The organism is Paracoccus sp. (in: a-proteobacteria), from assembly GCF_046289755.1.
In the GTDB taxonomy this organism is placed as follows: Bacteria; Pseudomonadota; Alphaproteobacteria; order Rhodobacterales; family Rhodobacteraceae; genus Paracoccus.
The window spans coordinates 85,472-112,178 of the sequence record NZ_JBKBVD010000001.1 but is presented as its reverse complement, the minus strand read 5'-3'; the positions used below and the strand labels follow the sequence as shown (position 1 = coordinate 112,178).

The 26,707-nt window shown below is 66.1% G+C and carries 26 protein-coding genes; 9 read left to right on the top strand and 17 right to left on the bottom strand.

Annotated features, from left to right (window positions below):
* The first annotated feature begins 207 nt into the window (after window positions 1–207).
* The 4 genes from ftsZ (at window position 208) to recN (ending at window position 5,707) form a co-directional block, all read left to right on the top strand.
* Entirely contained in the window at window positions 208–1,806 is a 1,599-nt protein-coding gene (gene ftsZ / locus ACK41U_RS00515) for a cell division protein FtsZ (protein ID WP_409674385.1), read from the top strand.
* Between the two features lie 229 nt (window positions 1,807–2,035).
* Complete coding sequence (gene lpxC / locus ACK41U_RS00510) at window positions 2,036–2,980, top strand: UDP-3-O-acyl-N-acetylglucosamine deacetylase (protein ID WP_409674383.1); 945 nt, start codon at window positions 2,036–2,038, stop codon at window positions 2,978–2,980.
* A 196-nt stretch (window positions 2,981–3,176) separates the two neighbouring features.
* Entirely contained in the window at window positions 3,177–4,025 is an 849-nt protein-coding gene (locus ACK41U_RS00505) for an outer membrane protein assembly factor BamD (RefSeq protein WP_409674381.1), read from the top strand.
* Window positions 4,026–4,060: 35 nt separating this feature from the next.
* On the top strand, window positions 4,061–5,707 hold the full coding sequence (recN, locus tag ACK41U_RS00500) for a DNA repair protein RecN (protein WP_409674379.1): 1,647 nt from the start codon (window positions 4,061–4,063) through the stop codon (window positions 5,705–5,707).
* Window positions 5,708–5,710: 3 nt separating this feature from the next.
* Here recN and ACK41U_RS00495 read toward each other — a convergent pair whose 3' ends face one another.
* From ACK41U_RS00495 to ACK41U_RS00465, 7 genes are all read right to left on the bottom strand, one after another.
* Window positions 5,711–6,049 carry a hypothetical protein gene (locus ACK41U_RS00495; RefSeq protein ID WP_409674377.1) on the bottom strand — a complete coding sequence of 113 codons (339 nt, stop codon included), beginning with the start codon at window positions 6,047–6,049 and terminating at the stop codon, window positions 5,711–5,713.
* Between the two features lie 118 nt (window positions 6,050–6,167).
* Complete coding sequence (locus ACK41U_RS00490; RefSeq protein WP_409674375.1) at window positions 6,168–6,470, bottom strand: hypothetical protein; 303 nt, start codon at window positions 6,468–6,470, stop codon at window positions 6,168–6,170.
* Window positions 6,471–6,559: 89 nt separating this feature from the next.
* On the bottom strand, window positions 6,560–7,429 hold the full coding sequence (gene mmsB / locus ACK41U_RS00485; RefSeq protein ID WP_409674373.1) for a 3-hydroxyisobutyrate dehydrogenase: 870 nt from the start codon (window positions 7,427–7,429) through the stop codon (window positions 6,560–6,562).
* Window positions 7,426–8,433, bottom strand: coding sequence for an enoyl-CoA hydratase/isomerase family protein (locus ACK41U_RS00480; RefSeq protein ID WP_409674371.1), 1,008 nt, complete (start codon window positions 8,431–8,433; stop codon window positions 7,426–7,428). The genes mmsB and ACK41U_RS00480 overlap by 4 nt, the downstream gene beginning before the upstream one ends.
* A 4-nt stretch (window positions 8,434–8,437) precedes the next feature.
* Window positions 8,438–9,583, bottom strand: coding sequence for an acyl-CoA dehydrogenase family protein (locus ACK41U_RS00475; protein WP_409674369.1), 1,146 nt, complete (start codon window positions 9,581–9,583; stop codon window positions 8,438–8,440).
* An 83-nt stretch (window positions 9,584–9,666) separates the two neighbouring features.
* Window positions 9,667–10,797: a carboxylate-amine ligase gene (locus ACK41U_RS00470; protein ID WP_409674367.1), complete on the bottom strand. Its 1,131-nt coding sequence runs from the start codon at window positions 10,795–10,797 to the stop codon at window positions 9,667–9,669.
* 121 nt (window positions 10,798–10,918) lie between these two features.
* A complete protein-coding gene (locus ACK41U_RS00465; protein WP_409674365.1) occupies window positions 10,919–12,418 on the bottom strand; it encodes a CoA-acylating methylmalonate-semialdehyde dehydrogenase in 1,500 nt (499 codons plus the stop codon).
* A 100-nt stretch (window positions 12,419–12,518) separates the two neighbouring features.
* On the opposite strand from ACK41U_RS00465, the gene ACK41U_RS00460 reads away from it, so the two are divergent.
* The 4 genes from ACK41U_RS00460 to ACK41U_RS00445 all read left to right on the top strand — a co-directional run bounded on the left by ACK41U_RS00460 (window position 12,519) and on the right by ACK41U_RS00445 (window position 15,416).
* Complete coding sequence (locus ACK41U_RS00460; protein ID WP_409674363.1) at window positions 12,519–13,436, top strand: LysR family transcriptional regulator; 918 nt, start codon at window positions 12,519–12,521, stop codon at window positions 13,434–13,436.
* A 63-nt stretch (window positions 13,437–13,499) separates the two neighbouring features.
* A complete protein-coding gene (locus tag ACK41U_RS00455; protein ID WP_409674361.1) occupies window positions 13,500–13,961 on the top strand; it encodes a CBS domain-containing protein in 462 nt (153 codons plus the stop codon).
* Between the two features lie 88 nt (window positions 13,962–14,049).
* On the top strand, window positions 14,050–14,541 hold the full coding sequence (gene coaD, locus ACK41U_RS00450; protein ID WP_409674359.1) for a pantetheine-phosphate adenylyltransferase: 492 nt from the start codon (window positions 14,050–14,052) through the stop codon (window positions 14,539–14,541).
* A gap of 68 nt (window positions 14,542–14,609) precedes the next feature.
* The gene (locus tag ACK41U_RS00445; RefSeq protein ID WP_409674357.1) at window positions 14,610–15,416 is read left to right on the top strand and encodes a DUF2189 domain-containing protein; all 807 of its coding nucleotides are present in this window, start codon (window positions 14,610–14,612) and stop codon (window positions 15,414–15,416) included.
* A gap of 88 nt (window positions 15,417–15,504) precedes the next feature.
* Here the strand turns inward: ACK41U_RS00445 and ACK41U_RS00440 are convergent, their stop codons facing one another.
* The 7 genes from ACK41U_RS00440 to pyrC all read right to left on the bottom strand — a co-directional run bounded on the left by ACK41U_RS00440 (window position 15,505) and on the right by pyrC (window position 23,689).
* Window positions 15,505–15,996, bottom strand: coding sequence for a polymer-forming cytoskeletal protein (locus ACK41U_RS00440; RefSeq protein WP_409674355.1), 492 nt, complete (start codon window positions 15,994–15,996; stop codon window positions 15,505–15,507).
* Complete coding sequence (locus ACK41U_RS00435) at window positions 15,986–17,272, bottom strand: DUF5930 domain-containing protein (protein WP_409674353.1); 1,287 nt, start codon at window positions 17,270–17,272, stop codon at window positions 15,986–15,988. Before ACK41U_RS00435 ends, ACK41U_RS00440 begins: the two co-directional genes overlap by 11 nt.
* A gap of 184 nt (window positions 17,273–17,456) precedes the next feature.
* The gene (locus tag ACK41U_RS00430) at window positions 17,457–18,857 is read right to left on the bottom strand and encodes a short-chain fatty acyl-CoA regulator family protein (protein WP_409674351.1); all 1,401 of its coding nucleotides are present in this window, start codon (window positions 18,855–18,857) and stop codon (window positions 17,457–17,459) included.
* A gap of 172 nt (window positions 18,858–19,029) precedes the next feature.
* The gene (locus ACK41U_RS00425; RefSeq protein WP_409674349.1) at window positions 19,030–20,226 is read right to left on the bottom strand and encodes a multidrug effflux MFS transporter; all 1,197 of its coding nucleotides are present in this window, start codon (window positions 20,224–20,226) and stop codon (window positions 19,030–19,032) included.
* A gap of 148 nt (window positions 20,227–20,374) precedes the next feature.
* The gene (locus ACK41U_RS00420) at window positions 20,375–21,862 is read right to left on the bottom strand and encodes a replicative DNA helicase (RefSeq protein ID WP_409674347.1); all 1,488 of its coding nucleotides are present in this window, start codon (window positions 21,860–21,862) and stop codon (window positions 20,375–20,377) included.
* A gap of 115 nt (window positions 21,863–21,977) precedes the next feature.
* Window positions 21,978–22,649, bottom strand: a complete 672-nt coding sequence (locus ACK41U_RS00415) for an orotate phosphoribosyltransferase (protein ID WP_409674345.1) — start codon at window positions 22,647–22,649, stop codon at window positions 21,978–21,980.
* Window positions 22,646–23,689: a dihydroorotase gene (gene pyrC / locus ACK41U_RS00410; RefSeq protein WP_409674343.1), complete on the bottom strand. Its 1,044-nt coding sequence runs from the start codon at window positions 23,687–23,689 to the stop codon at window positions 22,646–22,648. The genes ACK41U_RS00415 and pyrC overlap by 4 nt, the downstream gene beginning before the upstream one ends.
* A 156-nt stretch (window positions 23,690–23,845) precedes the next feature.
* On the opposite strand from pyrC, the gene ACK41U_RS00405 reads away from it, so the two are divergent.
* Window positions 23,846–24,160 (top strand): antibiotic ABC transporter, encoded by a 315-nt coding sequence (locus tag ACK41U_RS00405; RefSeq protein ID WP_409674341.1) that lies wholly within the window; start codon window positions 23,846–23,848, stop codon window positions 24,158–24,160.
* A 69-nt stretch (window positions 24,161–24,229) separates the two neighbouring features.
* Here the strand turns inward: ACK41U_RS00405 and gap are convergent, their stop codons facing one another.
* The 3 genes from gap to ACK41U_RS00390 form a co-directional block, all read right to left on the bottom strand.
* Window positions 24,230–25,231 (bottom strand): type I glyceraldehyde-3-phosphate dehydrogenase, encoded by a 1,002-nt coding sequence (gap, locus tag ACK41U_RS00400; protein WP_409674339.1) that lies wholly within the window; start codon window positions 25,229–25,231, stop codon window positions 24,230–24,232.
* Between the two features lie 100 nt (window positions 25,232–25,331).
* A complete protein-coding gene (locus ACK41U_RS00395) occupies window positions 25,332–25,475 on the bottom strand; it encodes a hypothetical protein (RefSeq protein WP_409674337.1) in 144 nt (47 codons plus the stop codon).
* 181 nt (window positions 25,476–25,656) lie between these two features.
* Window positions 25,657–26,655, bottom strand: coding sequence for a flagellar motor switch protein FliG (locus ACK41U_RS00390; RefSeq protein ID WP_409674335.1), 999 nt, complete (start codon window positions 26,653–26,655; stop codon window positions 25,657–25,659).
* Window positions 26,656–26,707 lie beyond the last annotated feature (52 nt).

Below are 26,707 nucleotides of genomic sequence, written 5' to 3'. Positions count from 1 at the left end.
TATGGCTGGTTGCCCACCGGGCCACCACATTCTGAGCGCTTGGCAAGATACCGCCGAAAACCACAGACCAAACCGCCAGATTTTGCGCATTCCTGCCGTTTTTCGGGTGACGCGAAGGGCTGCAAAGGGTACGGTTGTGTTTAATTCCGGGGATTCGAGCGGGCAGCCCGCGCCCGTAAGCGAGAGCAGCGACAAAAGGCGGAAACCATGAGCCTCAATCTGATGATGAACGACGAAGAAGAGCTGAAGCCGCGCATCACCGTTTTTGGTGTCGGCGGGGCGGGCGGCAATGCGGTCAATAACATGATCCAGAAGCAGCTTGAGGGCGTGGAATTCGTGGTCGCCAATACCGATGCGCAGGCGCTGCAGCAGTCGCGCTCGACCTCGCGCATCCAGATGGGTCCGAAAGTGACCGAAGGGCTGGGCGCCGGCGCCAAGCCCTCGATCGGGGCCAAGGCCGCCGAAGAGACCATCGAGGATATCGTCGATCACCTGATGGGCGCGCATATGTGCTTTATCACGGCCGGCATGGGCGGCGGCACCGGCACGGGTGCGGCTCCGATCATCGCGCAGGCCGCGCGTGAGATGGGCATTCTGACGGTGGGCGTGGTGACCAAGCCCTTCCAGTTCGAAGGCTCCAAGCGGATGCGTCAGGCCGAAGAGGGCGTCGAAGCACTGCAGAAGGTCGTCGACACGCTGATCATCATCCCCAACCAGAACCTGTTCCGGCTGGCGAATGAAAAGACCACCTTTACCGAAGCCTTCGCCATGGCCGATGACGTGCTGTATCAGGGCGTCAAGGGTGTGACCGACCTGATGGTCCGTCCGGGCCTGATCAACCTCGACTTTGCCGACGTCCGCGCGGTGATGGACGAGATGGGCAAGGCGATGATGGGCACCGGCGAGGCCACGGGCGAAAACCGCGCCCAGGAAGCCGCCGAGCGCGCCATCGCCAACCCGCTGCTGGACGAGATCAGCCTGAACGGCGCCCGTGGCGTGCTGATCAACATCACCGGCGGCTATGACATGACCCTGTTCGAGCTGGACGAGGCCGCAAACGTGATCCGCGACAAGGTGGATCAGGACGCCAATATCATCGTCGGCTCGACCTTGGACCCCGATATGGAAGGCGCGATCCGCGTGTCCGTCGTGGCGACCGGCATCGACGCGGCAGCTGCCGTGGTCGAAACGCCCTCGCCCCGCCGCAGCATGGCAGCCCCGTTGACGCAGAACCCGACCGTGACCCACAAGGACACGGCCGCCGACATGCCGCTGCCGCCGCGCCGCACCACCCCGGCGGTCGAGCCGCGCGCGCCGCTGGCGCCCGCCGCCCGCACCGCCGCACCCGAGGCGCGTCACGAGGAGGATATGCCGAAACCGGCCTATCAGCCCAAGGAAAGCCCGCGCCAGAACGCCGTGCGGATCGAGGACGACGCCTCGGACTTTGTCGCACCGACCCCGCCGCGTCCGGGCCAGCCCGCACCCGAGGTCATGGACCGTCTGCGCCGCGCCGTCGAGAACCATGGCCAGAACAGCCGCAATGCCGCCCCGCAGCAGGCGGACGCTCAGGCTGATCCCCGCGCTCAGAGCCGCATGAGCGGCCTTGGCCGGATGCTGGAGCGGATGGCCGGGCATGGCGGTGATCAGGCGGGCAAACCCCCCGCATCCTCGATCGCCGAGCGTGTCAGCGACCGCGTTGCCGTCCGCGCGCGGCAGCAAGAAACCGATTTCGACGATCTGGCCAGCCCGGATGCGGCCCAGGACAATGTCGAAATCCCGGCCTTCCTGCGCCGTCAGGCGAACTGACACCGCTCACGTATCCGACATCGAATGAACGGGGCCGCCACAGTGCGGCCCTTTCTTTTTGTATAAAATCCAGAACATTGCGCCGTTTTCTGGACAAATGTTACATCTCGGCCCGCCGTTTGTTTCATGCCGTCATAAAACGTTAATTGATCGCGACCGGCGCTGCGCCTAGCTGAAATGCACAGGCCCCGCAGTGATGCGGTGCGAGAATTTTTCCGGAGTGGCAGCCATGCAGGCAACGCTGAAACAAGCAGTTCTTTTTACCGGCGTCGGGCTTCACTCCGGCGCTCCGGTCCGGCTTGTGCTGCTGCCTGCTGCTGCTGACTACGGTATCCGCTTTTGCCGCACCGACCTGCCGGGCCGCCCGCAGATCCCCGCGCGCTGGGACCATGTGACCCCCTCGAAACTGTGCACGCTGCTGGATGACGGCGCGGGCACGACGGTGTCGACGGTTGAACATGTCATGGCCGCGCTGTCGGGCACCGGCATTCACAACGCTCTGGTCGAGGTGGACGGACCCGAAGTGCCGATTCTCGATGGCTCGTCGGCGCCGTTCGTGTCGGGCATCCTTGGCGCGGGGATCGAGATGCAGGCCGCGCCGCTGCGCGCGATCCGTGTTCTGCGCCCGGTCGAGGTCCGCGAGGGTGAGGCGTTTGCGCGGCTGGTCCCCGGCGATCATCTGGAAATCGACTTTGCCATCGACTTTGCCGATGCCGCGATCGGTCATCAGGAGATGCATCTGGACATGGCCAACGGCGCCTTCCTGCGCGAACTGGCCGACAGCCGCACCTTCTGCCGTGCCTCGGATGTCGAGGCGATGCGCCGCAACGGGCTGGCCCTTGGCGGCACCTATTTGAACGCCGTCGTCGTCGATGGCGCGCAGATCCTGTCGCCGGGCGGGTTGCGTCACCGTGACGAGGCCGTGCGCCACAAGATGCTGGACGCTTTGGGCGATCTGGCGCTGGCGGGTGCGCCGCTGTTGGCGCAGTATCAGGGCCACCGGGCGGGGCATGCGATGACGAACCGTCTGCTGCGTGCGCTGTTTGCGGACCCGACAGCCTGGCGTTGGGAGAACTGCACCCCCGCGCTGGAAGGGCGACTGCCCGGCGCGGGTGTTGCGGCCTATGGCCCCCAGGCTGGCGCTGCCAGCTTCTATGGGGTCGCCGCCGAGTAAGGTGCCCCGTATTCCCGGACAGTCTTGCGGACGGCGCTTTGCTGCCGCCCTTTGATGTCGTGCAATCATGCGGAGAAAGCCACGCAGAATTCAACGGATTGCCATTTTGCGCCCTCTGATGTTCTGTGCTAGGAGGTGCCGGCAGCGCCGTCCACTGGGCGGTCTGGCGCAGACGAAATCGCAGGACAGGATCAGGATGGCGCGCTCGAAAATCATGGCATCGGTGACGGCTGTGCTTCTGGCCGGAGCCGTCCTGTCCGGCTGTTCGGGCAGCCGGGACGCAGCCCTGCGTCAGAATCTGGACCAGTTCACCGCCGAGTACATCTATAAACGCGGCGAGTTCGAGCTGGAGAATACGCGCAGACCCGAAGACGCCGTGCATTATTTCGCCGAGGTCGAGCGGCTGTACCCCTATTCCGAATGGGCCAAGCGCGCGCTGATCATGCAGGCTTACGGCCAGCACCGCGCCGGCAACTACGAAGAGGCGCGGGGCGCGGCGCAGCGGTTCCTCGATACCTATCCCGGTGACGAGGATGCGGCCTATGCACAATATCTGCTGGCGCTGTCCTACTACGATCAGATCGACGATGTCGGCCGCGATCAGGGGCTGACCTTTCAGGCGCTGCAGGGCCTGCGCCGCGTGATCGAGGAATACCCTGACAGCGAATATGCCCGCAGCTCGATCCTGAAATTCGATCTGGCCTTTGACCATCTGGCGGCCAAGGAAATGGAAATCGGGCGCTATTACCTCAAGCGCGGGCATTACACGGCGGCGATCAACCGGTTCCGCGTCGTGGTCGAGGAATTCCAGACCACCGGCCAGACCCCCGAGGCGCTGATGCGGCTGACCGAGGGCTATCTGGCGCTTGGCCTGCTGGACGAGGCGCAGACAGCGGGGGCAATTCTGGGCCACAACTTCCAGTCCTCGCCCTTTTATCAGGACGCGTTCGGCCAGTTGCGCGGGCGTGGCCTGTCGCCCGAGGCGCGCGGCGACAGCTGGCTGACCAATATCTATCGTCAGACGATTCAGGGGCGCTGGCTGTGATGCCGCCCCGCATGGCGTAAGCCGGGGGCACTCCAATGCTGCGTTCGCTGGACATCCGCGACATGCTGTTGATTGACCGGCTGGAGCTTGCGTTCCAGCCGGGTCTGAACGTGCTGACCGGCGAGACAGGGGCGGGCAAGTCGATCCTGCTCGACTGTCTGGGCTTTGTGCTGGGCTGGCGGGGCCGCGCCGAACTGGTCCGCAGCGGTGCCGCGCAGGGCGAGGTGACGGCGGTGTTCGACCTGCCGCAGGACCATCCGGCGCGCGCGCTGCTGGCCGATGCCGGGATCGAGCTGGAGGATGACGAGCTGATCCTGCGCCGCGTGAACGCTCAGGACGGGCGCAAGACGGGCTGGGTGAACGACCGCCGCGTGTCGGGCGAGGTGTTGCGGCAGCTGTCGGACACTCTGGTCGAGCTGCACGGCCAGCATGACGATCGCGGTCTGCTGAACCCGCGCGGCCACCGGGCGATGCTGGATGCTTTCGGCGGGCTGGACCTGGCGCCTGCGCGCGCCGCATGGACGGCCCGGCGCGAGGCGCGGCGGGCGCTTGATGAGGCCGAGACAGCCCTTGCCGCCGCCCGCGCCGAAGAGGATTACCTGCGCCATGCCGTAAACGAACTGGACGCGCTGGCCCCGGTGGCGGGCGAAGAGGCGCAGCTGGACGTGGCGCGCCGCAGCATGCAGGCGGCCGAGCGGATCCGCGTCGATGTCGCCCGCGCCCTGCAGATGCTGGGGGCGGACGGGGCCGAGGGTGCGATGGTCGATGCCAGCCGCTGGCTGGAGGGTGCCGCCGACCGCGCCGAGGGTCGGCTGGACGCGCCTCTGGCGGCGCTGTCGCGGGCGCTGATCGAGCTGGGCGAGGCGCATCGCGGCGTCGAAGACACGCTGTCGGCGCTGGATTTCGATCCATCCGCGCTGGAGACGGCCGAGGAACGGCTGTTTGCGCTGCGGGCGCTGGCGCGCAAGCATGACGTGCTGGCCGATGATCTGGCCGGGCTGGCGGATGAGTTGCGCGACCGGCTGACGCGGATCGACGCGGGCGAGGCCCGGCTGGAGGATCTGCGCCGCGAGGCGGCCGAGGCCGAGCAGGCTTATGACACCACCGCAGGCGCTCTGACCGCGGCCCGGCAGGCGGCGGCCCTGCGTCTTGACCGCGCCGTCACCGCCGAGCTTGCCCCCCTGCGGATGGAGCGTGCGGTGTTCCAGACCCGTGTGACGCCCGCCGATCCCGGTCCCGAGGGGCGTGACATGGTGGCGTTCAGCGTCGCCACCAACCCCGGAGCACCCGCCGGACCGCTGGACAAGATTGCCTCGGGCGGCGAGTTGTCGCGCTTTCTGCTGGCGCTGAAAGTCTGTCTGGCACGGGGCAATGACGCGCTGGTGATGATTTTCGACGAGATCGACCGCGGCGTCGGTGGCGCCACTGCCGATGCGGTCGGGCGGCGGCTGAAAGCACTGGCCGACGGTGCGCAGGTGCTGGTCGTGACGCATTCGCCGCAGGTCGCGGCGTTGGGTGCGGCGCATTTTCAGGTCTCGAAGTCGGTCGAGCAGGGGATGACCCGCTCGACTGTCTGCCTGCTGGATGAGGGTGCGCGGGTTGCGGAAATCGCCCGGATGTTGTCGGGCGAGACGATCACCGATGCCGCCTCGCAGGCGGCGCGGTCGCTGCTGGCGGGGTGATCGCTAGTCGAGAATTCGTTCGACCCGGCGGAGCGCGGACAGGATTTTGCCGCTGGTCACGTCGATGCGCACAAGATGCCCCGAGACGATCGCATAGCCATTCCCGGCCGGGGGATTCGACAGGCCGTAGGCCCCGGGGCGCGTCACCAGGTGGATTTGATCGCGCGACACGATATCACCGATGGCGATGCCCCGCTGTGGCGGATGGCTGACCGCGAGGGCAGCAGAAGGCGACGAGTTCTGCACCTGCGCCTGCGCCTGTGAATGGCCTCCGGGCGCCGCAACGACCGCTATCAGCATCGCCCCGGCCGCCACCGCGCCCTGGCGTTGCGACAGTGTCATCATCGTCTCCGTCTTTATCTGGTTTCAGAGATGCCAACCTGCCCGTGGTCCGATCGGTTCCGCAACCGGGCGCAATGTCGTCATGCGCTGACGGCAAGGCTGCGGTATCGGCCTCGTCTCAGTCCATGACCTGCGGCGCGCGACGCAGGATCGAAAGCGTGCGATGGGTCAGCGGATCAAAGCGCACCAGATGCCCGGCCACCACACCATACTGGCTACCGGGAAGGTGCGATCCAAGACCGTATCGCCCCGGAAGGGTGACGATATGCAGGTTGGCGGGGTCGATAATGCTGCCGACTGTCACAATTCTTGCCGCCTCGTCCGCCATTGCCGGGGCTGCGATCACAGCATGCCGTGCAGGCCACGCTGCCCAGGCAAACGTGACCAATGCAACTGCGCCGGCGATGCGGATCGAAATCATCAGCCACGTCCCTTGTCGTCTCCTTGATTAAGGAGGCAACCACCCGATCGTGATCCAGTTCCGCAAAAAGTTGCACTCGGTGAGGAAAATTACCCGTTTCTCTGCACAAAGCGGGGCAGCATGGCAGAAAAGTCACGCCCGCGCCCGTCCTCGTGTTCGACGAACTCGGCGTAGATCTGTCGCGCAAGGGCGCCCATCGGCGTGTCGGCCTGCGCCGAACCGGCGGCCTGCTGCGCCAGTGTCAGGTCCTTGAGCATCAGTTCCGATGCAAAGCCCGGCCTATACCCGTTGTCGGCGGGCGAGGACGGGCCGATGCCGGGGGCCGGGCAATAGGCGTTCATGCTCCAGCTATAGCCGGAGCTGGTCGAGACGACATCGAACATCTTCTGGCGGTCAAGGCCCAGCTTGTCGGCCAGCGCGAAAGCCTCGCAGGTGGCGATCATGGTCACGCCGAGGATCATGTTGTTGCAGATCTTGGCCGCCTGTCCCGCGCCCGCATCGCCGCAATGGACGGCCTTCTGGCCCATCACCTCGAACAGCGGCGCCACACGGGCGAAATCCTCGGGCGCGCCGCCGACCATGAAGGTCAGCGTGCCCGCCTGCGCGCCCGTGGTTCCGCCCGAGACGGGCGCATCCAGCGCGCCCAGCCCCGCCGCATGTGCCTGCCGGGCCACCGCGCGGGCGCTGTCCACATCGACGGTCGAGCAGTCGCACAGCACCGCGCCGGGGGCCATGGCGGGGATCACCTGCTCCGCGACCGCGCGCAGGATCTGGCCGTTGGGCAGCATGGTGATGACGATCTCGGCGCCCTGCACGGCCTCGGCGGCGCTGGCGGCCGCGGTGACCCCGTCGGGCTCGGGCGCGGCGGTGTCGAAGCCCGTCACCTGATGGCCCGCCGCCGCCAGATTCTGCGCCATCGGCGCGCCCATATTACCCAGACCGATAAACCCGATTTTCATGCCCTGTCCCTCCAGCAAAGTTCATGTTCGCCCAAATTCGCCAGCATCGCCTGAACCGCTGCGGGCGAGGCGTCGGCCCGCCAGTCGGGCTGGCGGTCCTTGTCGATGATCTGCGCGCGCACGCCTTCCAGAAAATCGCTGTCAGACGTGGCGCGGAAGGTGAAACGGTATTCGCGCGACAGCGCGTCCTGCATCCTCTCGTCGCCCCGCGCGGCGCGCACCATGGCCAGCCCCGCCGCCATCGAGAGGGGCGAGTTGCGGCGCATCGCCTCCAGCGGTCCGGTCTGGCCCGTAGCCTCCAGCGCAGCCATGATCGCGTCCGCATCTGGCGCGCCAAAGGCCGACAGATCGCAGGCCGCCAGCGGTGCCTCGGGCGGGGTCAGGCCCCGGATCAGGGTGGCGTCGCCGGTCGCCTCCAGCCGGGCGATCAGGGGGGGCCATTCCGCCTCGGGCAGGTAGCTGTCGGCAAAGCGGGCATGGATCGCATCGCCCGGCCCCATGCGCGCGCCGGTCAGCGCCAGATATTCGCCGATCCGCCCCGGCGCGCGGCCCAGAAGCCAGCTGCCGCCGACATCGGGGATCAGGCCGATGCCGCTTTCGGGCATGGCGATCCGGGTCGTGTCGCCTACGATCCGGTGCCCGGCATGGCCGCCGACGCCGACGCCGCCACCCATCACAAAGCCCTGCATGAAGGCCACCACCGGCTTGGGGTAACCGGCAATGGCCGCGTTCATCAGGTATTCGTCGCGGAAAAAGGCGCGCCCGGTCTGATGATCGCCCGCGCGCCCGGCGTGATAGACCGCCGCGATGTCGCCGCCTGCGCAAAAGGCGCGCTCGCCCTCGGCGTCGATGATGACCAGCGCCACGCCGGGGTCGTCGCGCCAGCCGTCCAGCGCCGTATGGATCGCCAGCGCCATCTGGTGGCTCAGCGCGTTCAGCGCCTGCGGGCGGGTGAAGGTGATGCGGCCCGCGCGGCCCGATTTCCGGATATTCAGATCGCTCAACGCCTTACCCCCGTTCGGCCAGCAGCGCGCGGCTGATGATCAGCCGCATGACCTCGTTCGTGCCCTCAAGGATCTGATGCACGCGCAGGTCGCGCACGATCTTTTCGATCCCGTAATCGGCAAGATAGCCGTAACCACCATGCAGTTGCAGGCAGTGATTGGCCACCTCGAAGGCGCGGTCGGTCACATGCAGCTTGGCCATGGCGCAGAATTTGGTGGCGTCCGGGGCGGCCTGATCCAGCTTCCATGCCGCCTGACGCAGCAGGATGCGTGCCGATTGCAGCGCGGTTTCCATCTCGGCCAGCCGGAATTGCAGCGCCTGAAACTGATCCAGCGTCTGCCCGAAGGCGCGGCGCTCGCCCATATAGGTCAGCGTCGCGTCCAGCGCCGCCTGCGCGCCGCCAAGCGCGCTGGCCGCGATGTTCAGCCGCCCGCCGTCCAGCCCGGCCATGGCATAGGCAAAGCCGCGCCCCTCGTCACCCAGCAGATTGTCCGCCGGGATGGTGCAATCGTCGAACTGCACCTGCGTCGTGGGCTGCGCGCGCCAGCCCATCTTCTGTTCAGGCGCGCCAAAGCTGAGGCCGGGCGTGCCGTCCTCGACCACCAGCGCGCTGATGCCGCGCGGGCCGTCGCTGCCGGTGCGGGCCATCACGATATAGGCGTCGGAATAGCCGCCGCCCGAGATGAAGGCCTTGGTGCCGTTCAGGCGCCAGCCCTGATCGCCCCGCTCGGCTCGCGTCCGCAGGGCCGCCGCGTCCGAGCCGCTGCCCGGTTCGGTCAGGCAATAGCTGAAGACCGTCTCCATCCGGCAGATGGCGGGCAGCCAGCGCGCGCGGGCCTGGGCGCTGCCGAACCTGTCGATCATGCCGCCGCACATATTGTGGATCGACAGAAAGGACGCGACCGAGGGGCAGGCCATCGACAGCGCCTCGAAGATCAGGGTGCCGTCCAGCCGCGACAAGCCGCTGCCGCCGTGATCCTCGCTGACATAGATGCCGCCGAGGCCCAGTGCGGCCAGATCCGCCCACAGCGCGCGCGGGATGGTGCCGGCCTCTTCCCATGCGCGGGCATGGGGCGCGATCCGGGTCTGGCCGAAATCGCGGGCCATGTCGAATATCGCCTGCTGTTCCTCGCTGAGTGCAAAATCCATGCGGCATCCCTCCCCAGATATGCGCGAATTGAACGGATGTTTAATTGGCAGATATTTCCAGAATGTTGCAAGGGGCGGGTCGGTCATAGGTCGCGGGTGAATTCCCCGATCAGATGGCGGGTCACGGCGCGCAGGGCCTGATCCTGCGTGGCCCCTGCGGCGCGGGCATCAGCGGCCACCTTGCGCTGGCGGTCGGCCGAGGTGCCACGGGCCACCATGTCGCGCAGGCGGGCGATGGCGGGCTGGCTGTCCAGTGCGTCGGCATCCTCGGCGATCAGGGCGAACCAGTCCTCGGCCAGTTCGGCAAAGGGGGTGATCCGGCCACGGCCAAAGTCGATCTGCCCCTCGGTCGTGCCATAGCGCAGGGCGCGCCAGCGGTTTTCACCGATCAGGAAGCTGTCATATTGCCGCCAGCGGATATTTTTGCGCGACAGGCGCCACAGCATCCGCAGCGTCGCCTGGATCAGCGCCGCCAGCGTCAGCGTGTCCTCGATCCGGGGGCAGGCGTCGCAGATCCGGGTCTCCAGCGTCGGGAACTTGCCCGAGGGGCGCAGATCCCACCAGATTTTCGAGCTGTCCTCGATCACGCCGAGGTCGCTGAGCGCTGTGACCGAGCGTTCGAATTCGGACCAGCTGCCAAAGGCGGGGGGCAGGCCGGTGCGGGGCATGTCGCCAAAGACCGTGGTGCGATACGAGGCAAGGCCGGTATCCTCGCCCTGCCAGAACGGGCTGGAGGCCGACAGCGCCAGCAGCCAAGGCAGGAAATGCGTCATCTGGCCCATCAGGTCGATGCGCAGGGCCGGGTCGTCGATGCCGATATGGACATGCATGCCCGAAATCAGCATCCGCCGCGCCACGCCGCCCATGTCACGCGACAGCTGATTGTAGCGGTCCTTGTCGGTATGGGTCTGCGCGCGCCAGTCGGCAAACGGGTGGGTCGAGGCCGAGATGGGGGCAAGCCCATGCGCCCCGGCGTGCCGCGCGACCGTGGCGCGCAGATGGCGCAGATGGTCGCGGGCCTGCGAGATACTGACCGCGACCGGCGTGCCGATCTCGATCTGGCAGCGCAGGAATTCCGGGCTGACCTGATCGCTGAGGTCGCTTTTGCACGCCTGCATGAGGGCGGGCGGCGCCTCGGCCAGATCGCCGGTATCGGCCTCGACGAGGAGGTATTCCTCTTCGATGCCAAGGGTGAAGTCGGGTTCGGTCGTCATGGTCTACCTTTGCGGCAGGGTGGTCGTGACCGGGACCCTGGGCGGGTTTGCGTCCCGCGAGCGCCGGGGGGCTGCGCGCCCCCCGGACCCCCTGCGGGATATTTTCGTGAAGAAGAAAGGTTCAGTCCATCGCTTTGAAGTTGAACTCTCCGCCTTCCTTGATCCCCGAGGGCCAGCGCGCGGTCACCGTCTTGGTGCGCGTGTAGAAGCGGAACGCGTCGGGTCCGTGCTGGTTCAGGTCGCCGAAGCCGGATTTTTTCCAGCCGCCGAACGTGTGATAGGCCAAGGGCACCGGAATGGGCACGTTGATGCCGACCATGCCGATATTGATGCGGCTGGCAAAGTCGCGCGCGGTGTCGCCGTCGCGGGTATAGATCGCGGTGCCGTTGCCATATTCGTGGTCCATGGCCAGCCCGATCGCCTCTTCGTAGCTGGCGGCGCGGACGGTGGTCAGGACCGGGCCGAAGATCTCGGTCTTGTAGATGTCCATGTCGGGGGTGACGCGGTCGAAGAGGTGGGGGCCCACGAAGAAGCCATCCTCGTAGCCCTGCAGCCTGAAGTCGCGGCCATCGACGACCAGTTCGGCGCCTTGGTCGATGCCGGTCTGCACGAGGCGCAGGATGTTGTCCTTGGCGGCTTTGGTGACGACGGGGCCGTAATCGACATCATCGCCTGCGGTCCAGGGGCCGACTTTCAGCTTTTCGATGCGCGGGATCAGCTTTTCGATCAGCGCATCGGCGGTCGCCTCGCCCACCGGCACCGCGACCGAGATCGCCATGCAGCGTTCGCCCGCCGCCCCGTAGCCCGCCCCGATCAGCGCGTCGGCGGCCTGATCCAGATCGGCATCCGGCATGATGATCATGTGATTCTTGGCGCCGCCGAAGCATTGCGCGCGCTTGCCGTTGGCCGCCGCGCGTTCATAGATATACTGCGCGATCGGGGTGGAACCCACAAAGCCCACCGCCTGAATGGTCGGATTGTCGAGGATCGCGTCGACGCTGTCCTTGTCGCCGTTCACGACCTGCAGCACGCCATCGGGCAGGCCCGCCTCTTGCAGCAGACGCGCCAGCATCAGCGGCACCGAGGGGTCACGCTCGGACGGTTTCAGGATCATCGCATTGCCGCAGGACAGGGCCGGGCCCATCTTCCACAGCGGGATCATGGCGGGGAAGTTGAAGGGCGTGATGCCCGCGACGACGCCAAGCGGCTGGCGCATGGAATACATGTCGATGCCGGGGCCGGCGCTGTCGGTGAACTCGCCCTTCAGCAGATGGGGGGCGCCGATGCAGAATTCGATCACCTCAAGGCCGCGCTGGATGTCGCCCTTGGCGTCGGGGAAGGTCTTGCCATGCTCCGCCGACAGAACCTCGGCCAGCTTGTCCATGTCGCGGTTGATCAGGCCCACGAAGGCCATCATCACGCGGGCGCGGCGCTGCGGGTTGGTGGCGCCCCATTTCACCTGCGCCTTGGCGGCCTGTGCCACAGCGTGGTCCAGTTCGGCCTTGGTGGCCAGCGACAGGCGGGCCTGCACCTCGCCGGTGGCGGGGTTGAAGACATCGGAAAACCGGCCGGACGAGCCCTTGTGGTCCTTGCCGTCGATCCAGTGATGTATCTCGTTCATGGCATCCTCCTGTGCTTTGGCCAGAGGGTAGCCTTGCGGAAATGCTGTGGAAAGAGGAATGCTGGCAAAAGCGTTTTGCGTTTTTGCAAAGGTGGCGGCGATGGACTGGGATGATCTGCGCATTTTTCTGGCCGTGGCGCGGGCGGAAAGCCTGTCGGGGGCGGGGCGCAGGCTGGGCATGGACGCCTCGACCGTGGGGCGACGGGTGCAGCGGCTGGAACGGTCGGTGGGCGCCGCGCTGTTTCTGAAAACGCCGCAGGGCTATGCGCTGACCGCCGAGGGCGCGCGGCTGATCCCGCCCGCCGAGACCGCCGAGCAGGCCGCCAGCGCCGCCGCCGAGGCGGTGGGCCGCGATGCGGGCATCACCGGGCAGCTGCGGATCGGGGCGCCGGATGGCTGTGCGAACTATCTGCTGCCGCAGGTGGCGCGCGATCTGTGTGCGCGCCATCCGGGGCTGGAGGTGCAGATCGTGGCCCTGCCTCGGGTCGTGAACCTGACGCGTCGCGAGGCGGATATGGCCATCGCCGTCTCGCCGCCCGATACGGGTCGGCTGGTCGTGCAGCGGCTGACCGATTACCGGCTGCACCTGGCCGGGCACCGGGATTATCTGGCGCAGCACCCGCCATTGCGCGATCTGGCGGACCTGCGGGCGCACCGGATGATCGGCTATATCCCCGATATGATCTTTGACCGGGAACTGGACTATCTGTCGGAAACCGGGGTCGAGACGGCGGCGATCAGCTCGAACTCGGTGTCGGTGCAGATGCAGGCGATCCGGGCAGGGGCGGGGCTGGGGATCGTGCATGACTTTGCCATCCCCTTTACGCCCGGTCTGCAGGTAGTGCTGCGCGACCAGATCGCGCTGCGGCGCAGCTTCTGGCTGATCCGCCATGCCGATGACCGCAACTCGCGCCGTCTGTCGCTGCTGGCCGAGGCGCTTGGCGGCGCCGTGCGGGCCGAGGTCGCGCGGCTGGAGGCGCAGCTTTCCGCACCTTCGCAGGGTGTTGCGCCAGACTGACTTGACGCGCGGCGATTCGGCGCAAAAGATGACGGGAGAAAGACAAGCGAATGGAGGCGTGTCATGCTGGTGAAACAGTTGCTGTCGATGAAGGCCGGAATGGGAAAGCCGGGGATCGAGGCGCAGACGATCATCACCATCGCGCCCGATGTGACGCTGGCCGAGGCCGCGCGCTTGCTGGCCGAGCGCCGGATCGGCGCCGTGGTCGTCTCATCCGATGGTCGGCGCCCCGAGGGTATCCTGTCAGAGCGTGATATTGTACGGCAGCTTGGCAGCAGGGGCACGGATGTTCTGTCCGAGCCGGTCAGCAGCGTGATGACGCGCGAGGTTCAGACCTGCACCGAGGGTGAGGATGCGCTGCAGATCCTTGAGCGCATGACCGAGGGGCGGTTCCGTCACCTGCCGGTGGTCGACGCCGAGGGCAATATGCTGGGCGTCGTGTCGATCGGGGATGCGGTCAGCGGCCGCCTCAAGGAACTGGCGGCGGAAAAAGAGGCGCTGACCGGGATGATCATGGGCGCATGACGCGCGACCGGTGGCGTTCACATTCTTGCAATCGGTGGACAAATGCGCTTTGCCTGAGGCCGAGACCCTGACCTAAGGACGCAAATTCATGCGCATCGGCCTCTATCCCGGTACTTTCGATCCGATCACCCTTGGCCATATCGACATTATTCAGCGCGCCATGGCGCTGGTCGACCGGCTGGTGATCGGCGTGGCCATCAATCGCGACAAGGGGCCGCTGTTCACGCTGGAAGAGCGGGTGGCGATGGTTCAGGCCGAGTGCGCCGAAATCGCGGCCTGCACAGGCGGCGAAATCCTGGTGCATCCGTTCGAGAACCTGCTGATCGACTGCGCCCGCGATGTGGGCGCCGGGCTGATCGTGCGGGGCCTGCGCGCGGTGGCTGATTTCGAGTACGAATTCCAGATGGTCGGTATGAACCGGGCGCTGGACAGCGGCATCGAGACCGTCTTTCTGATGGCGGATGCCCGGCGTCAGGCCATCGCCTCCAAGCTGGTCAAGGAAATCGCGCGCCTGGGCGGGGATGTGTCGAAATTCGTCACCCCCCCGGTCTGCGAGGCGCTGGTTCGCCGGTACGCGTAATTTCATTGCCACCCCGGCAGGCGGCGCGTATCTTTCCCCAGAGCGCGCTGACTTCTGGGGATGGATTCATGGCGCGATCAGATTTTTCCAATGACCCTCGGCCCGAGCCTGATCTGCTGCCGGACCCGGTGCGGATCACCCTTGCCGATCTGCGCGCGGCGCTTGCCTGCGGCTGGCACGATTTTCGACGTGCGCCAGCCTTCGGGCTTTTGTTTTCAGCGTTTTATGTCATGGGCGGGCTGGTTCTGGCGGCTGTCAGCACCGCAGTCGGGCGCGAGTGGTGGCTGATCCCGTTTGTTCTGGGGTTCCCGCTGATTGCCCCCTTTGCGGCTGTCGGCCTCTATGAGGTCAGTCGCCGGATCGAGCGTGGATTGCCGCTGGACTGGCCGCAGGTCATCCGCGTCGTGATTGCGCAGAAAGACCGCCAGATCCCGTCGATGGCGATGGTCATTCTGCTGATGTTCATGTTCTGGGTGTTTGTCGCGCATACGGTCTTTGCGCTGTTTCTGGGCACGGCGTCGCTGACCAATATCACCAGCTCACCGGCACTGCTGTTCGAGCCGCGTGGCCTTGTCATGCTGTGCGTCGGCACGCTGGTGGGGGCGGGCTTTGCGGTTGCGCTGTTCAGCTTTACCATCGTGGGCCTGCCGCTGCTTCTGGATCACGAGACCGATTTCATCACGGCGATCATCACCTCGGTTCAGGCGGTGCAGATGAATGCGGGCGTGCTGGCCCTCTGGGCGGCGCTGATTGCCGCCGGACTGTTCCTGGCGATTCTGCCGATGTTTCTGGGGCTGTTCATCGCCTTGCCGGTCTTTGGTCACGCGACCTGGCATCTCTATCGGCGGCTGACGCCACAGGATGAGGCCGACTGAACCTGCACCCGGCAGCGGTCAGCGGGCGGATGCAGAAAGGCCCGCGATTGCGGGCCTTGCAAGGGGTGCAACCGGCAGGCCGGTCGGATCACTCAGAGCTGGGCGGCGCCAGCTTCTTGGTGACGCCATTGCTCAGCGGGTCGTCCTGACGCTGGACCGAGCCCTCGAAATGCGCGCCGGATTCGATGGCGATGGTCTTGTGGATGATGTCGCCCTCGACGCGCGCCGAAGCGCTCAGCCGCACCTTGAGACCGCGCAGGCGGCCGACGACACGCCCATTGACGATCACGTCATCGGCGACAATCTCACCCTTGATGGTGGCCGATTCGCCGATGGTCAGCTGATGGGCGCGGATGTCGCCCTCGACCGTGCCCTCGATCTGGATGTCGCCCTGCGTCTTGATGTTGCCGGTGACATGCAGATCCGCCGACAGCAGCGAGGGCGCGCTGCGGGGCCGGGGTGCAGCCATGGACGTGGATTCGACAGGTCTGCTGTCGGCTGCCGTGGGCTCGGCGGCCGGGCTTGCAGGGGCATTGCCTTGCTGGGGGCGGGTTTCGGTCACGCGGGTCTTACTGAACATTCTCTGCTGCCTTGATGAAGCTCATCGGGTCAACGGCCCGACCGTTCATCCGCACCTCATAGTGCAGGTGCGGCCCGGTCGAGCGTCCGGTATTCCCCATATCACCGATCCGCTCGCCTTGCGACACCCTTTGGCCCACACGGACGCCGATTCTGTTCAGGTGGGCATAGCGGGTCTCGGTGCCCAGCTCATGCTCGATCTTGATCAGGTTGCCATAGGCGCCAAGACGACCGGCAAAGGTCACAACGCCGTCGCCCGTGGTGTGGATCGGGGTGCCCACGGGACCGGCCATGTCGATCCCCTCATGCATGCGGCCCCACCGGCGGCCAAAGCCGGACGTATAGCGGAAATTCTGCTTGACCGGCATCGCAAGCGGCAGCTTTTCCATCGCGATCCGGTAGGTGTTCATCTGGTCCAGCGTCACGATGATCTGACGGGCCTTGACCTCGCCCTCGCTCAGCGCGGCATTGCCGCGGGTCGAATAGGACATCGGCGTCAGCGGCCCGCCCTGACCCGAATAGCCACGGCGGATGGTGCGCAGCACCTCGTCCGGGTTCATCCCGACCGAGCGGAACACATCGTCCAGCGGCTTGACCGAAATGGTCACGGCATTCTCAAGCTGGTTCAGGATCTCATCATTGCGGGCAAGGATCTGGTCGCGCTCGACCACCAGTTCTTCGGCGGCCAGCCGGGCCTCTTCGGCCTCCAGAACGGCTTCGCTGCGCTGCGTCGCCGCGCTGCGAAGCTCGCCCGACAGAATATCCAGCGCAACGGAAAACTCTTCGGCGCGGCCGGCATCCAGCGGCGTCTCGCCCCCGGCGGCGGCCGTGCTGTGGGTGCCGGCGCCGCGTTCGGCCAGGGCAACCTGCACGCTTTCCAGACCCGCCTCCAGTTCGCGGCGACGTTCCTCGGACAGCAGAAGCTGGGACTGCATCTGCGACACCTGCTCCAGTGCGACCGAGAAGCGGTTCTGTGCGGCCAACGCCTCGGCCGCGCGGGCGTCACGTTCCGACGACAGCTCGTTCAGACGCTCTTCGAACGAGGAATGGGCGCGATGGATCTGATCGCGGGAATTCCCGGCGCCGACCGCGTCGATCACCAGAAACGAACTGGACAGCAGCGTCCAGCCAAGCACCAGCGTCAGACCGCTGACGCCTGCCAGCTGTGTCAGCGGACGCAGGCGCAAAAAGCGCGTGCCTTCTTCTGACCGGATGAAAATGCGTTGCTCGGGCAACCATTTGCCAAGCGACGAGTTCAGTCGGTCGAGAATGTTCATAGGCAATCCGTGTCCCTCAATGGCACGCCGCATTAAGGCCGCCGGCATGTTGGTTCCATTCATGGTCGGGTAAACAGGACCTGTGCCATCTTGGCAACATGCCATCCGCCTCGCGTTCCCCAGATGCGCGGATACCTGCCTTCCTGCGCGGGATTCCGCCGAAATACAGACATATCCAGCAAAATTATGACGTGATTTCATAGGGTAAATGTCCATTGCGGTCATTTGGAATCCGCAGCGCGCGGTCAATCGGCGGGACCGATCGCTGGTGGCAGTCCGGGCGGGGACAGATCCGGCAGGAAATACCGATGGGTTCAAAGGCGCGCGGTTTGCTCAGGTCCAGACCATCGGCATAGACCAGCCCCGCGGCATGGGTGACCTCGCAGCCCAGACCGATGGCAAAGCGGCGGACCGGGGCGTTGTAGGCGCCGGCATGTTTCGACACATCCCGCGACAGCAGCAGATAGCGCACGCCATCGGGGGTCTCGGCCAGTTGTCGCAGAAACCGGCCCGGCTGCTCGAACGCCTGATGCACGTTCCACAGCGGGCAGGCGCCGCCAAAGCGGGCGAATTGCAGGCGCGTGGCCGAGTGACGCTTGGTGATCGTTCCGGCCTGATCGACGCGGACGAAGAAGAACGGCAGCCCCTTTGCGCCGGGGCGCTGCAGCGTCGACAGCCGGTGCGCCACCTGCTCCAGCGAGGCGCCGAACAGGTGTGAAAGCCGTTCCAGGTCGTGCCGCTCGGACTGGGCCGCGGCCAGAAAGGCGCGATAGGGCATCAGCGCCGCGCCCGCGAAATAGTTGGCCAGCCCCAGCCGCGCGATCTCGCGCGCGGTCGTGCTGCGGAAACGGGCCAGATCCAGCGTCGCCTCCAGCAGATCCGCCTGCCGTTCCAGCGCCACGATATGCAGCAGCTGAAACGCCCGCGTCGGCGCCTCGGCGGAGGCATTCATCAGCACCTGCGCGCCCTCGCGCCGGTAGACCGCACCCGCCGGCAGTTCGGTCAACGAGACTCGGATGCCCTTTGCCGCCAGCGCCTCGACCGCGCGGGCCCACGGATCGCTTCGCGCGCCGTCCGGGCAGGCAAAGCGTTCGGCCGCACGGTCCACCGCGTCCAGGTAGTTGTCGCAATAATGGAAGAAATCGCGCACCTCGTCCCATGGCGTGCTCAGCGTGCTGTGGCTGGCGGCGCCAAGCGCCTCGTCCAGCGCGGCCAGACGTTCCTGCCCCTCGCGATAGGCGCGGTGCAGGTCCAGAAAGGCCCGCGCCAGCACCGGCACATTGGTCGCCGCCAGCCGCAGGTCGGTCAGCGGTGGCGTCGCATCGAACAGCGGATCGGCCAGCGCCTCCTGCATGTCGATGACCATGCGTTCGGCGTCGCCCGCCGCCAGCGTCGTCAGGTCGGTGCCGAATTCCTGCGCCAGCCGCAGCAGCACCCCCGCCGAAATCGGGCGGTGGTTGTTCTCCATCTGCGACAGATAGGGCAGCGAGACGCCAAGCGTCTCGGCAAAGCGCCGCTGTGTCAGGCCGGTGCGTGCCCGCGTTTCGCGCAGGGCGCTGCCTGCATAGATCTTTTGAATGGCCATCCCCGTCCCCCCGGTTTGCAAAGCCACGGATAGCGTTTGCAAAGGTGGTCCGGCAAGCCCCGGCGCCGCCGTGGAAAGGGCCGTGAACAGGGCGAGCAGCCCCATGAGCAGGATATGGAAAATGCGACCCGACATGCCCCGACAATGAGGCAAAAGCCTTAATATCCGGTTGTCAGCCGCCCAGCCCGATCTGTTTTTCGCGCCACAGCACCCAGAATACGGCCACCAGCGACCCCGCCGCCGAGGCGGACATGATCACCAGCAGCGGCCCCGCGCCACTGCCCGGCTGCAACAGCGCCCCGGCCAGCGCCGACAGGGCAGCACCTCCGGCGACCGCCAGCGCGCCGCCCAGCCCCGAGGCGGTTCCGGCCAGTTCGGGCCGCACGCTCATCATCCCGGCATTGGCATTGGGCAGCACCATGCCATTGCCCAGCCCCATCAGCGCAATCGCGCCAAAGAACGCCAGCGGGCGCAGCGCGCCACCCAGATCGACCAGCAGCGCCGCCGACAGCGCCGCCACACAGATCGCCGCCCCCGCCAGAATCATCCGGTTCAGGCCGATACGCTGCGAGAACCGTCCCGACAGGAAATTGCCGGTCAGATAGCCGATCGAGGGCGCGGCGAACCAATATCCCACCTGCGCGGGCGTCAGGCCAAAGACCTGTTCGCCCACAAAGGGCGCGCCGCCCAGATAGGCAAAGAACGCCCCCGAGGACAGCGTCGCCGCAAGGCAATAGCCCCAGAACCGCTGTGACCGCGCCAGCGCCGGGTAGTTCCTGACCTGCTGGCGCAGGGGCAGGCCGCCGCCGCGCACCGTCTCGCCCATGTCGTGCCATGCGAGCGCCAGAACCAGCAGTCCCAGAAGCCCCATGACGGCAAAATTCGCCTGCCAGCCGAACAGCTCGTCCAGCACGCCGCCGAAGACCGGCGCCATCATCGGCACCACGGCCATGCCCATGGTGACATAGCCCAGCATCGAGGCGGCCCGGTCGCCATCATACATGTCGCGCACCACGGCGCGGGGCACCAGCATGCAGACGGTGATGACGGCCTGCAGCAGGCGGAAAATCAGGAAGGTTGTCGCCGTGGTCGCCAGCAGCGTGCCGATGGTCGCCAGCAGAAAGCCCACCAGCCCCCAGATCACCACCGGGCGGCGACCGAACCTGTCGCTCAACGGGCCGCCCAGCAGCTGCAGCACCGCGCTGGCGCCGATATAGGCCGAGACCGACAGCTGCATCACGCCATATTCGACGTCGAAATCCCGCGCCATGCCCGGCAGCGAGGGCAGAAACACGTTCATCGACAAGGCCGACACGCCTGACAGCGCAACGAGGGTCAACATACGGGGCGGCGTGCGCAGAGCGGCCATGGCAAGTCCCTTTGCGGTGGGGCCGGCCTTGCAGATCGTGCATATTGCCGGGTGCCAATCCTTAGCCCGGCCTTTGGGCCAGCGCCAGACCCGCCAGCAGCTGGGTCGTGACCGCGCCCATGGCGCTGGTCAGGTCAGCCCCGGCAGGTCAGTCCCACTGCGACTGTTGCCGGTCCTTGGCCAGATTGCCAAAGCGCGTGAACTGCCCCTCGAAGGACAGCTCGACCGTGCCGATGGGGCCGTGGCGCTGCTTGCCCAGAATGACCTCGGCCTTGCCGTGGACGGCCTCCATCACTGTCTGCCACTTGGCCATGGCATCCAGATCGCTGTCGGAAGGTTTTTCCCGTTCCTTGTAATATTCCTCGCGGAACACGAACATCACGATGTCGGCGTCCTGCTCGATCGAGCCGGATTCGCGCAGATCGCTCAGCTGCGGGCGCTTGTCCTCGCGGTTTTCGACCTGACGCGACAGCTGCGACAGGGCGATGACGGGGATGTTCAGTTCCTTGGCGATGGCCTTGAGGCCCTGCGTAATCTCGGACACCTCGTTCACGCGGCTGTCCTTGGCGGTCGCGGCTTTCAGCAGCTGAAGATAGTCGACCATCAGCACGTCCAGCCCATGCGTCCGCTTCAGCTTGCGCGCGCGGGCGGCCAGCTGGTTGATCGGCAAAGCGGGCGTGTCGTCGATGAACAGCGGGCAGTTCTGCAGCGCATGCGCGGCCTCGACAAAGCGGCGGAATTCGGCCTCGTCCATATTGCCGCTGCGGATGCGTTCACTGGGCACCTCGGCGGCCTCGGACAGGATCCGCGCGGCCAGCTGTTCGGCGGACATCTCCAGGCTGAAAAAGCCGACCACGCCACCCTCGACGCTGCCCTGCGTGCCATCGGGCTTTTCGCCGATCTTGTGGGCCTTGGCGATGTTGAAGGCGATGTTGGTGGCCAGCGAGGTTTTCCCCATCGAGGGGCGCCCGGCCAGAATGATCAGGTCGGAATTGTTCAGACCGCCCATCTTGCCGTCCAGATCAATCAGCCCGGTCGAGATGCCCGACAGCTTGCCGTCGCGCTGATAGGCGGCATTGGCGGCCTGCACGGCCCCGGTCACGGCTTTCAGAAAGCTCTGGAAACCGCGTTCCGCCGTGCCTGCCTCACCCAGCTTGTACAGGGTCTGCTCGGCGGCCTTGATCTGTTCCTCGGCCTCGTCACCCACCTCGACGGTGGCGGCGCGGGCCGAGATGTCCTGACCCAGCAGGATCAGCTCGCGGCGCAGGGCGAATTCGCGGATCATCTGGGCATAGTCGCGCGCGGCATAGGCGCTGATCGCGGCACCGGCCATGCGGGCCAGATAGGCCGGGCCGCCCAGTTCCCGCAGCCCGTCATCGTTCTCAAGGAAGGCCTTGATCGTCACCGGGCTGGCCAGCGCATTGCGGCGGATGCGTTCGGCGCAGATCTCGAAGATGCGGGCATGGACGGGGTGATAGAAATGCTCGGACCGGATGATCTGGCTGACGCGGTCGAACACGTCATTGTTGGTCAGCAGCGCGCCCAGAAGCTGTTGCTCGGCCTCCAGCGAATAGGGGATGGCCTGCTTTGCCTCATCCTCGGTCTGGCCTGGGATGATCGCGCGGATGCTGCTCATGGCCGGTCCTGTCCTTCTTGTCGGTTGGCTGGCAGTCTAGACGAAAGCGGCGGGCCGCGTAATCGGCCCGCCGAAGATTTCCGTGCGTGGTTCTGTGGACAAGCTGTGGATAAGTTCAGGCGTTGGCCGCCTGCCAGCCGCGCGGATCGGTCAGGAACGCCTCGACCTCGGTCAGCGTGGCCTCATCAAAGGCGCCTTGCGCGCGGGCCTCGGCCAGCACGTCCCACCAGGTGCAGAGGTGGTGCAACGCAACCCCGTGATCGGCCAGCCGCTGCACGGTCTCGGGAAAGATGCCGTAATAGAAGATCACCGCCGTATGGGCGCAGGTGGCCCCCGTCTCGCGGATCGCATCGACAAAGGACAGTTTCGAGCCGCCATCGGTGGTCAGATCCTCGACCAGCAGGACCCGCTGGCCTTCGGTCATCACGCCTTCGATCCGGGCATTGCGGCCGTAGCCCTTGGGCTTCTTGCGCACATAGGTCATCGGCAGGCCCAAGCGTTCGGCCACCAGCGCGCCAAAGGGGATGCCCGCGGTTTCCCCGCCCGCGACATTGTCGAACGCCTCGAACCCCGCATCGCGCATGACGGTCGCGGCCATGAAATCCATCAGCGTCGCGCGGACGCGCGGAAAGCTGATGATGCGGCGGCAATCGACATAGGTCGGGCCCTTGAGGCCGGACGCATAGGTAAAGGGCTGGGCGGCGTTGAAGTCCACCGCCTTGATTTCCAGCAACATCCGGGCGGTCAGGCGCGCGATCTCATCGCGGGCGGGGAAGGTCAGGCTCATGCGTCCTCCAGATGCCAGTGCAGGGGAAAACCGGGGTCGAAGACGGTGACCGTCTCATCGCCTGCGGTGATATGGGTGGGGTATCGGGCGGGCGTTGCGCGGCGGGTCAGGCGGATGCGGTCCTCATTGGGTGCCATGCGATAGAAGGCGGCGCCATTGAGGCTGGTGAACGCCTCCAGCCGGTCCAGCGCGCCGTCGTCTGCAAACACCTGCGCCAGAATCGACATGGTGTTGGGCGCGGTAAAGCAGCCCGCGCAGCCGCAGGGCTGCAGCTTGGCCGCATCGGTATGGGGCGCGCTGTCGGTGCCCAGAAAGAACGTGGCCTCGCCGCTGGTTGCGGCCTCGCGCAGGGCCAGACGGTGCGATTCGCGCTTGGCGACCGGCAGGCAGTAGTAATGCGGCCGGATTCCGCCCGCCAGGATCGCATTGCGGTTGATGACCAGATGATGCGTGGTGATCGTGGCGGCCAGATCATCGCCGCCCGCGCGCGCATAGGCGACCCCTTCCGAGGTGGTCACATGCTCCATCACCACGCGCAGGCCGGGGTTGCGGCGGCGCAGCGGGTCCAGAACCGTGTCGATGAACACGGCCTCGCGGTCGAAGATGTCCACGGACGGGTCGGTGACCTCGCCATGCACGCACAGGGTGACGCCCGCCTCGGCCATCGCCTCCAGCACCGGCTGGACGCGGTCGAAATCGGTCACGCCCGAGGCGCTGTTGGTGGTGGCCCCCGCCGGATACAGCTTGACGGCGCGGATGATGCCGGCGCGGAAGGCTGTGACCACATCGGCGGCGTCGGTCGTGTCGGTCAGGTACAGCACCATCTGCGGGTCCAGCGCCGCGCCCTGCGGCAAAGCGGCGCGGATGCGGTCGCGATAGGCTGCGGCCTCGGTGCCTGTCACCACGGGCGGCACAAGGTTGGGCATGATGATGGCGCGCCCGAAAGCGGCGGAATGGGGGGCAACGGCCGCCAGCATGGCGCCATCGCGCAGATGCAGGTGCCAGTCGTCAGGGCGGCGGATCAGGATGCTGTCGGTCATGGCCTGCCTCTATACACGCCGCGTCACGCTTGCCAAGCGTGCGTGGAAAGTTTCCGTTTACCACGGTTGCACCGGAGGCTTGCATGAGGCTGCAAGGGGAACTTAACTGGCAAGCCGGACTTGATTAAGGCCTCACATGAAGAAAGCGCGATTCGCATGACCTATATGACCCTGCCGGTGCTGCCCGTCGCCCAGACGCGCCTCATGCTGCAATTTTCGCGCATGGCGATCGAATCGCAGATGATTATCGGATACCGGCTTGCCGGAATGATGGGTCTGATGGCCCAGGCGCCGGGCGAGCCGTTTCGCATGGTTGCCGAAAAGCACGCGGCGGCGTCAGAATCCCTCTTTGCGATGGTCACCGCCGCAGGGCGCGGCGACAGCGCCGAACGGGTGATGTCGCTTGGGCTTCGCCCTTATGGCAAGCGCACGCGGGCGAATTCACGCCGTCTTTCGGGGCGCCCGGCCTGATCCCTTTGGATATGAGACGAAAAAAGGCGGCAGGTTTCCCTGCCGCCTTTGTCATGACCTGACCGCTGTTCAGATCAGCTTGCCCATGGCCACAGCCGTATCCGACATGCGGTTCGAGAAGCCCCATTCGTTGTCGTACCAGGTCAGGATGCGGCACAAGCGGCCTTCCATCACCTTGGTCTGGTCCATGTGGAACACCGAGGAATGCGGGTCATGGTTGAAATCCGACGAGACCAGCGGCTCGTCCGTATAGCCCAGAACGCCCTTCATCGGGCCATCGGCGGCGGCACGGATCGCGGCGTTGATTTCCTCGACCGAGGTGTCGCGCGCGGCTTCGAACACCAGATCCACGACCGAGACGTTGGGCGTCGGCACGCGGATGGCGACGCCGTCCAGCTTGCCTTTCAGTTCGGGCAGAACCAGACCGACGGCCTTGGCGGCACCGGTCGAGGTCGGGATCATCGACAGCGCCGCGGCGCGGCCGCGATACAGATCCTTGTGCATCGTGTCCAGCGTCGGCTGGTCGCCGGTATAGCTGTGGATCGTGGTCATGAAGCCGCGACCGATGCCGATCGTGTCGTTCAGAACCTTGGCGACCGGCGACAGGCAGTTGGTGGTGCAGCTGGCATTCGACACGACCAGATCGCTGGCGGTCAGCGTGTCATGGTTCACGCCGAACACGATGGTCTTGTCGGCATTGTCGCCCGGCGCCGAGATCAGCACCCGCTTGGCGCCGGTGGACAGGTGCGGCTGCACCTTTTCCTTGGACGCAAAGATGCCGGTGCATTCCATGATGACGTCGATATCGCCCCATGGCAGTTCGGCGGGGTTGCGGATGGCGGTCACCTTGATCGGGCCGCGGCCCACATCAATGGTCGAGCCGTCGACGGTGACGGTTGCCGGAAACCGGCCATGCACGCTGTCATAGCGCAGCAGATGGGCGTTGGTCTCGACCGGACCCAGATCGTTGATGGCGACGACCTCGATATCGGTGCGGCCCGATTCCACGATAGCACGCAACACGTTACGTCCGATACGACCGAAGCCGTTGATGGCGACCTTGACTGCCATGGGTACCCCTCCTGAGCAGATGACGGTTGCCATCCTCTAGCCAACAAGCCCCGGTGATGCAAACGGGGATCGTGCTGTGCTGCGCTAACAGTCGCAGGCGTCAGCGCCAGAAGCTGAGATATTCGATGAACTGATCCAGCTGGCGGGCCAGAAACATCGGTGCATCCAGCTGAAGCCAGAAATGATCGACGACAAGAAAGGCGGCAAACAGCAGTAACAGGGCAATCGCAATCTGGTTGGTCATGGGGGCCTCCGGCTGGCCTCGTTATTGCGCCGCATGGGACCCCTGACAAGCGGTCACGCAGGTCTGGTGGCCTGAGCCCGCCCGACGCCACGGGACGCCACGGGGCCAGCATGGGGCCGGCATGGGATGCGTCGCGATCGCCAGCAGATCAGCAGCGGCCCGTATTGCGGCGGGTGATTCGCTATTCATCGTCGACCGGCAAGGCCAGCTTGATCTCGTCAGCCTCTTCGAGGCGGCGGATGGCGGCCACAAGCTCGGTCATGCTGTCTTCGATCTCTTTGGGGCGAAGCTTTCCCAGAGCAGCCATTTCCTCGCGCAGCCCCTCGGCCATGCGCTGCGACAGGTTCGACAACAGGAATTCAGCCGCCAGCGCGTCGTCTTCTGCGGTCGCGGACAAGGCCCGCAGCAGGATCGGCTGCTCGACCTCCCGCAGGACACGGGGCACGTCGCGGGGGTTCAGGCGGGCCGGGATATGCGCGAAGATAAAGATTGATTTGCGAACACCCTCGGCAAAGTCGGGATCGTATCCGTCAAGCGTTTCAAGCACATCATCGCGCAGATCGGCCGAGGCAAAGTTCAGGATCGCGCCCATGCGGTTCGGGGCCGGGATCGGCAGGACGGGGCGGGGCAGGGCGTCGGCCGCGCGCAGCAGCACGGTGCCGACGCGGCGCAGTGATGTCGCGCTGACCCCGGCTGTCATCGACATCGCCTGTGCCACGGATCGGGCGCGGTCGCGGGGCAGGGCAACGAACGCATCCGATGCACGCTCGACCGGCAGTTTCGACAGCAACAGCGCCACCAGTTCCGGCGGCTCGGAGCAAGCCAGCGCGACAAGGGTTTCCGAAGGCAGGGCGGCAATGCGCGCCCAAGGATCGGTTCTGCCCTCGACCGCAGCGGCCTTGCGCAGCCGGTCGCTGCTGTCTTCCGATATCTTGCTGCCCAGCATCGCCAGCGTGCCGTCCAGATCGCCCGGAAAGGTGACGCCCACGGCTTCGAGAATTTCGCAGAACTCTTCGATCACCGCGTCGCGCGTGCCGCGGTCGATCATCTCCATCCCTGCCATTTCCTGGGCCAGCAGGCTCTGGCTGTCGCTGGTCAGACGTTCGAGGCTGACGCCTTCGTCATCCTCCAGCAGAAGGCGGACGATGATCGCCGCCTTTTGCCGTTGATTGAGTTCCATGCCCGCACCCATGTCTGCCCCCGACGTCCGTTTCTTGACAGGGAAGGTGACA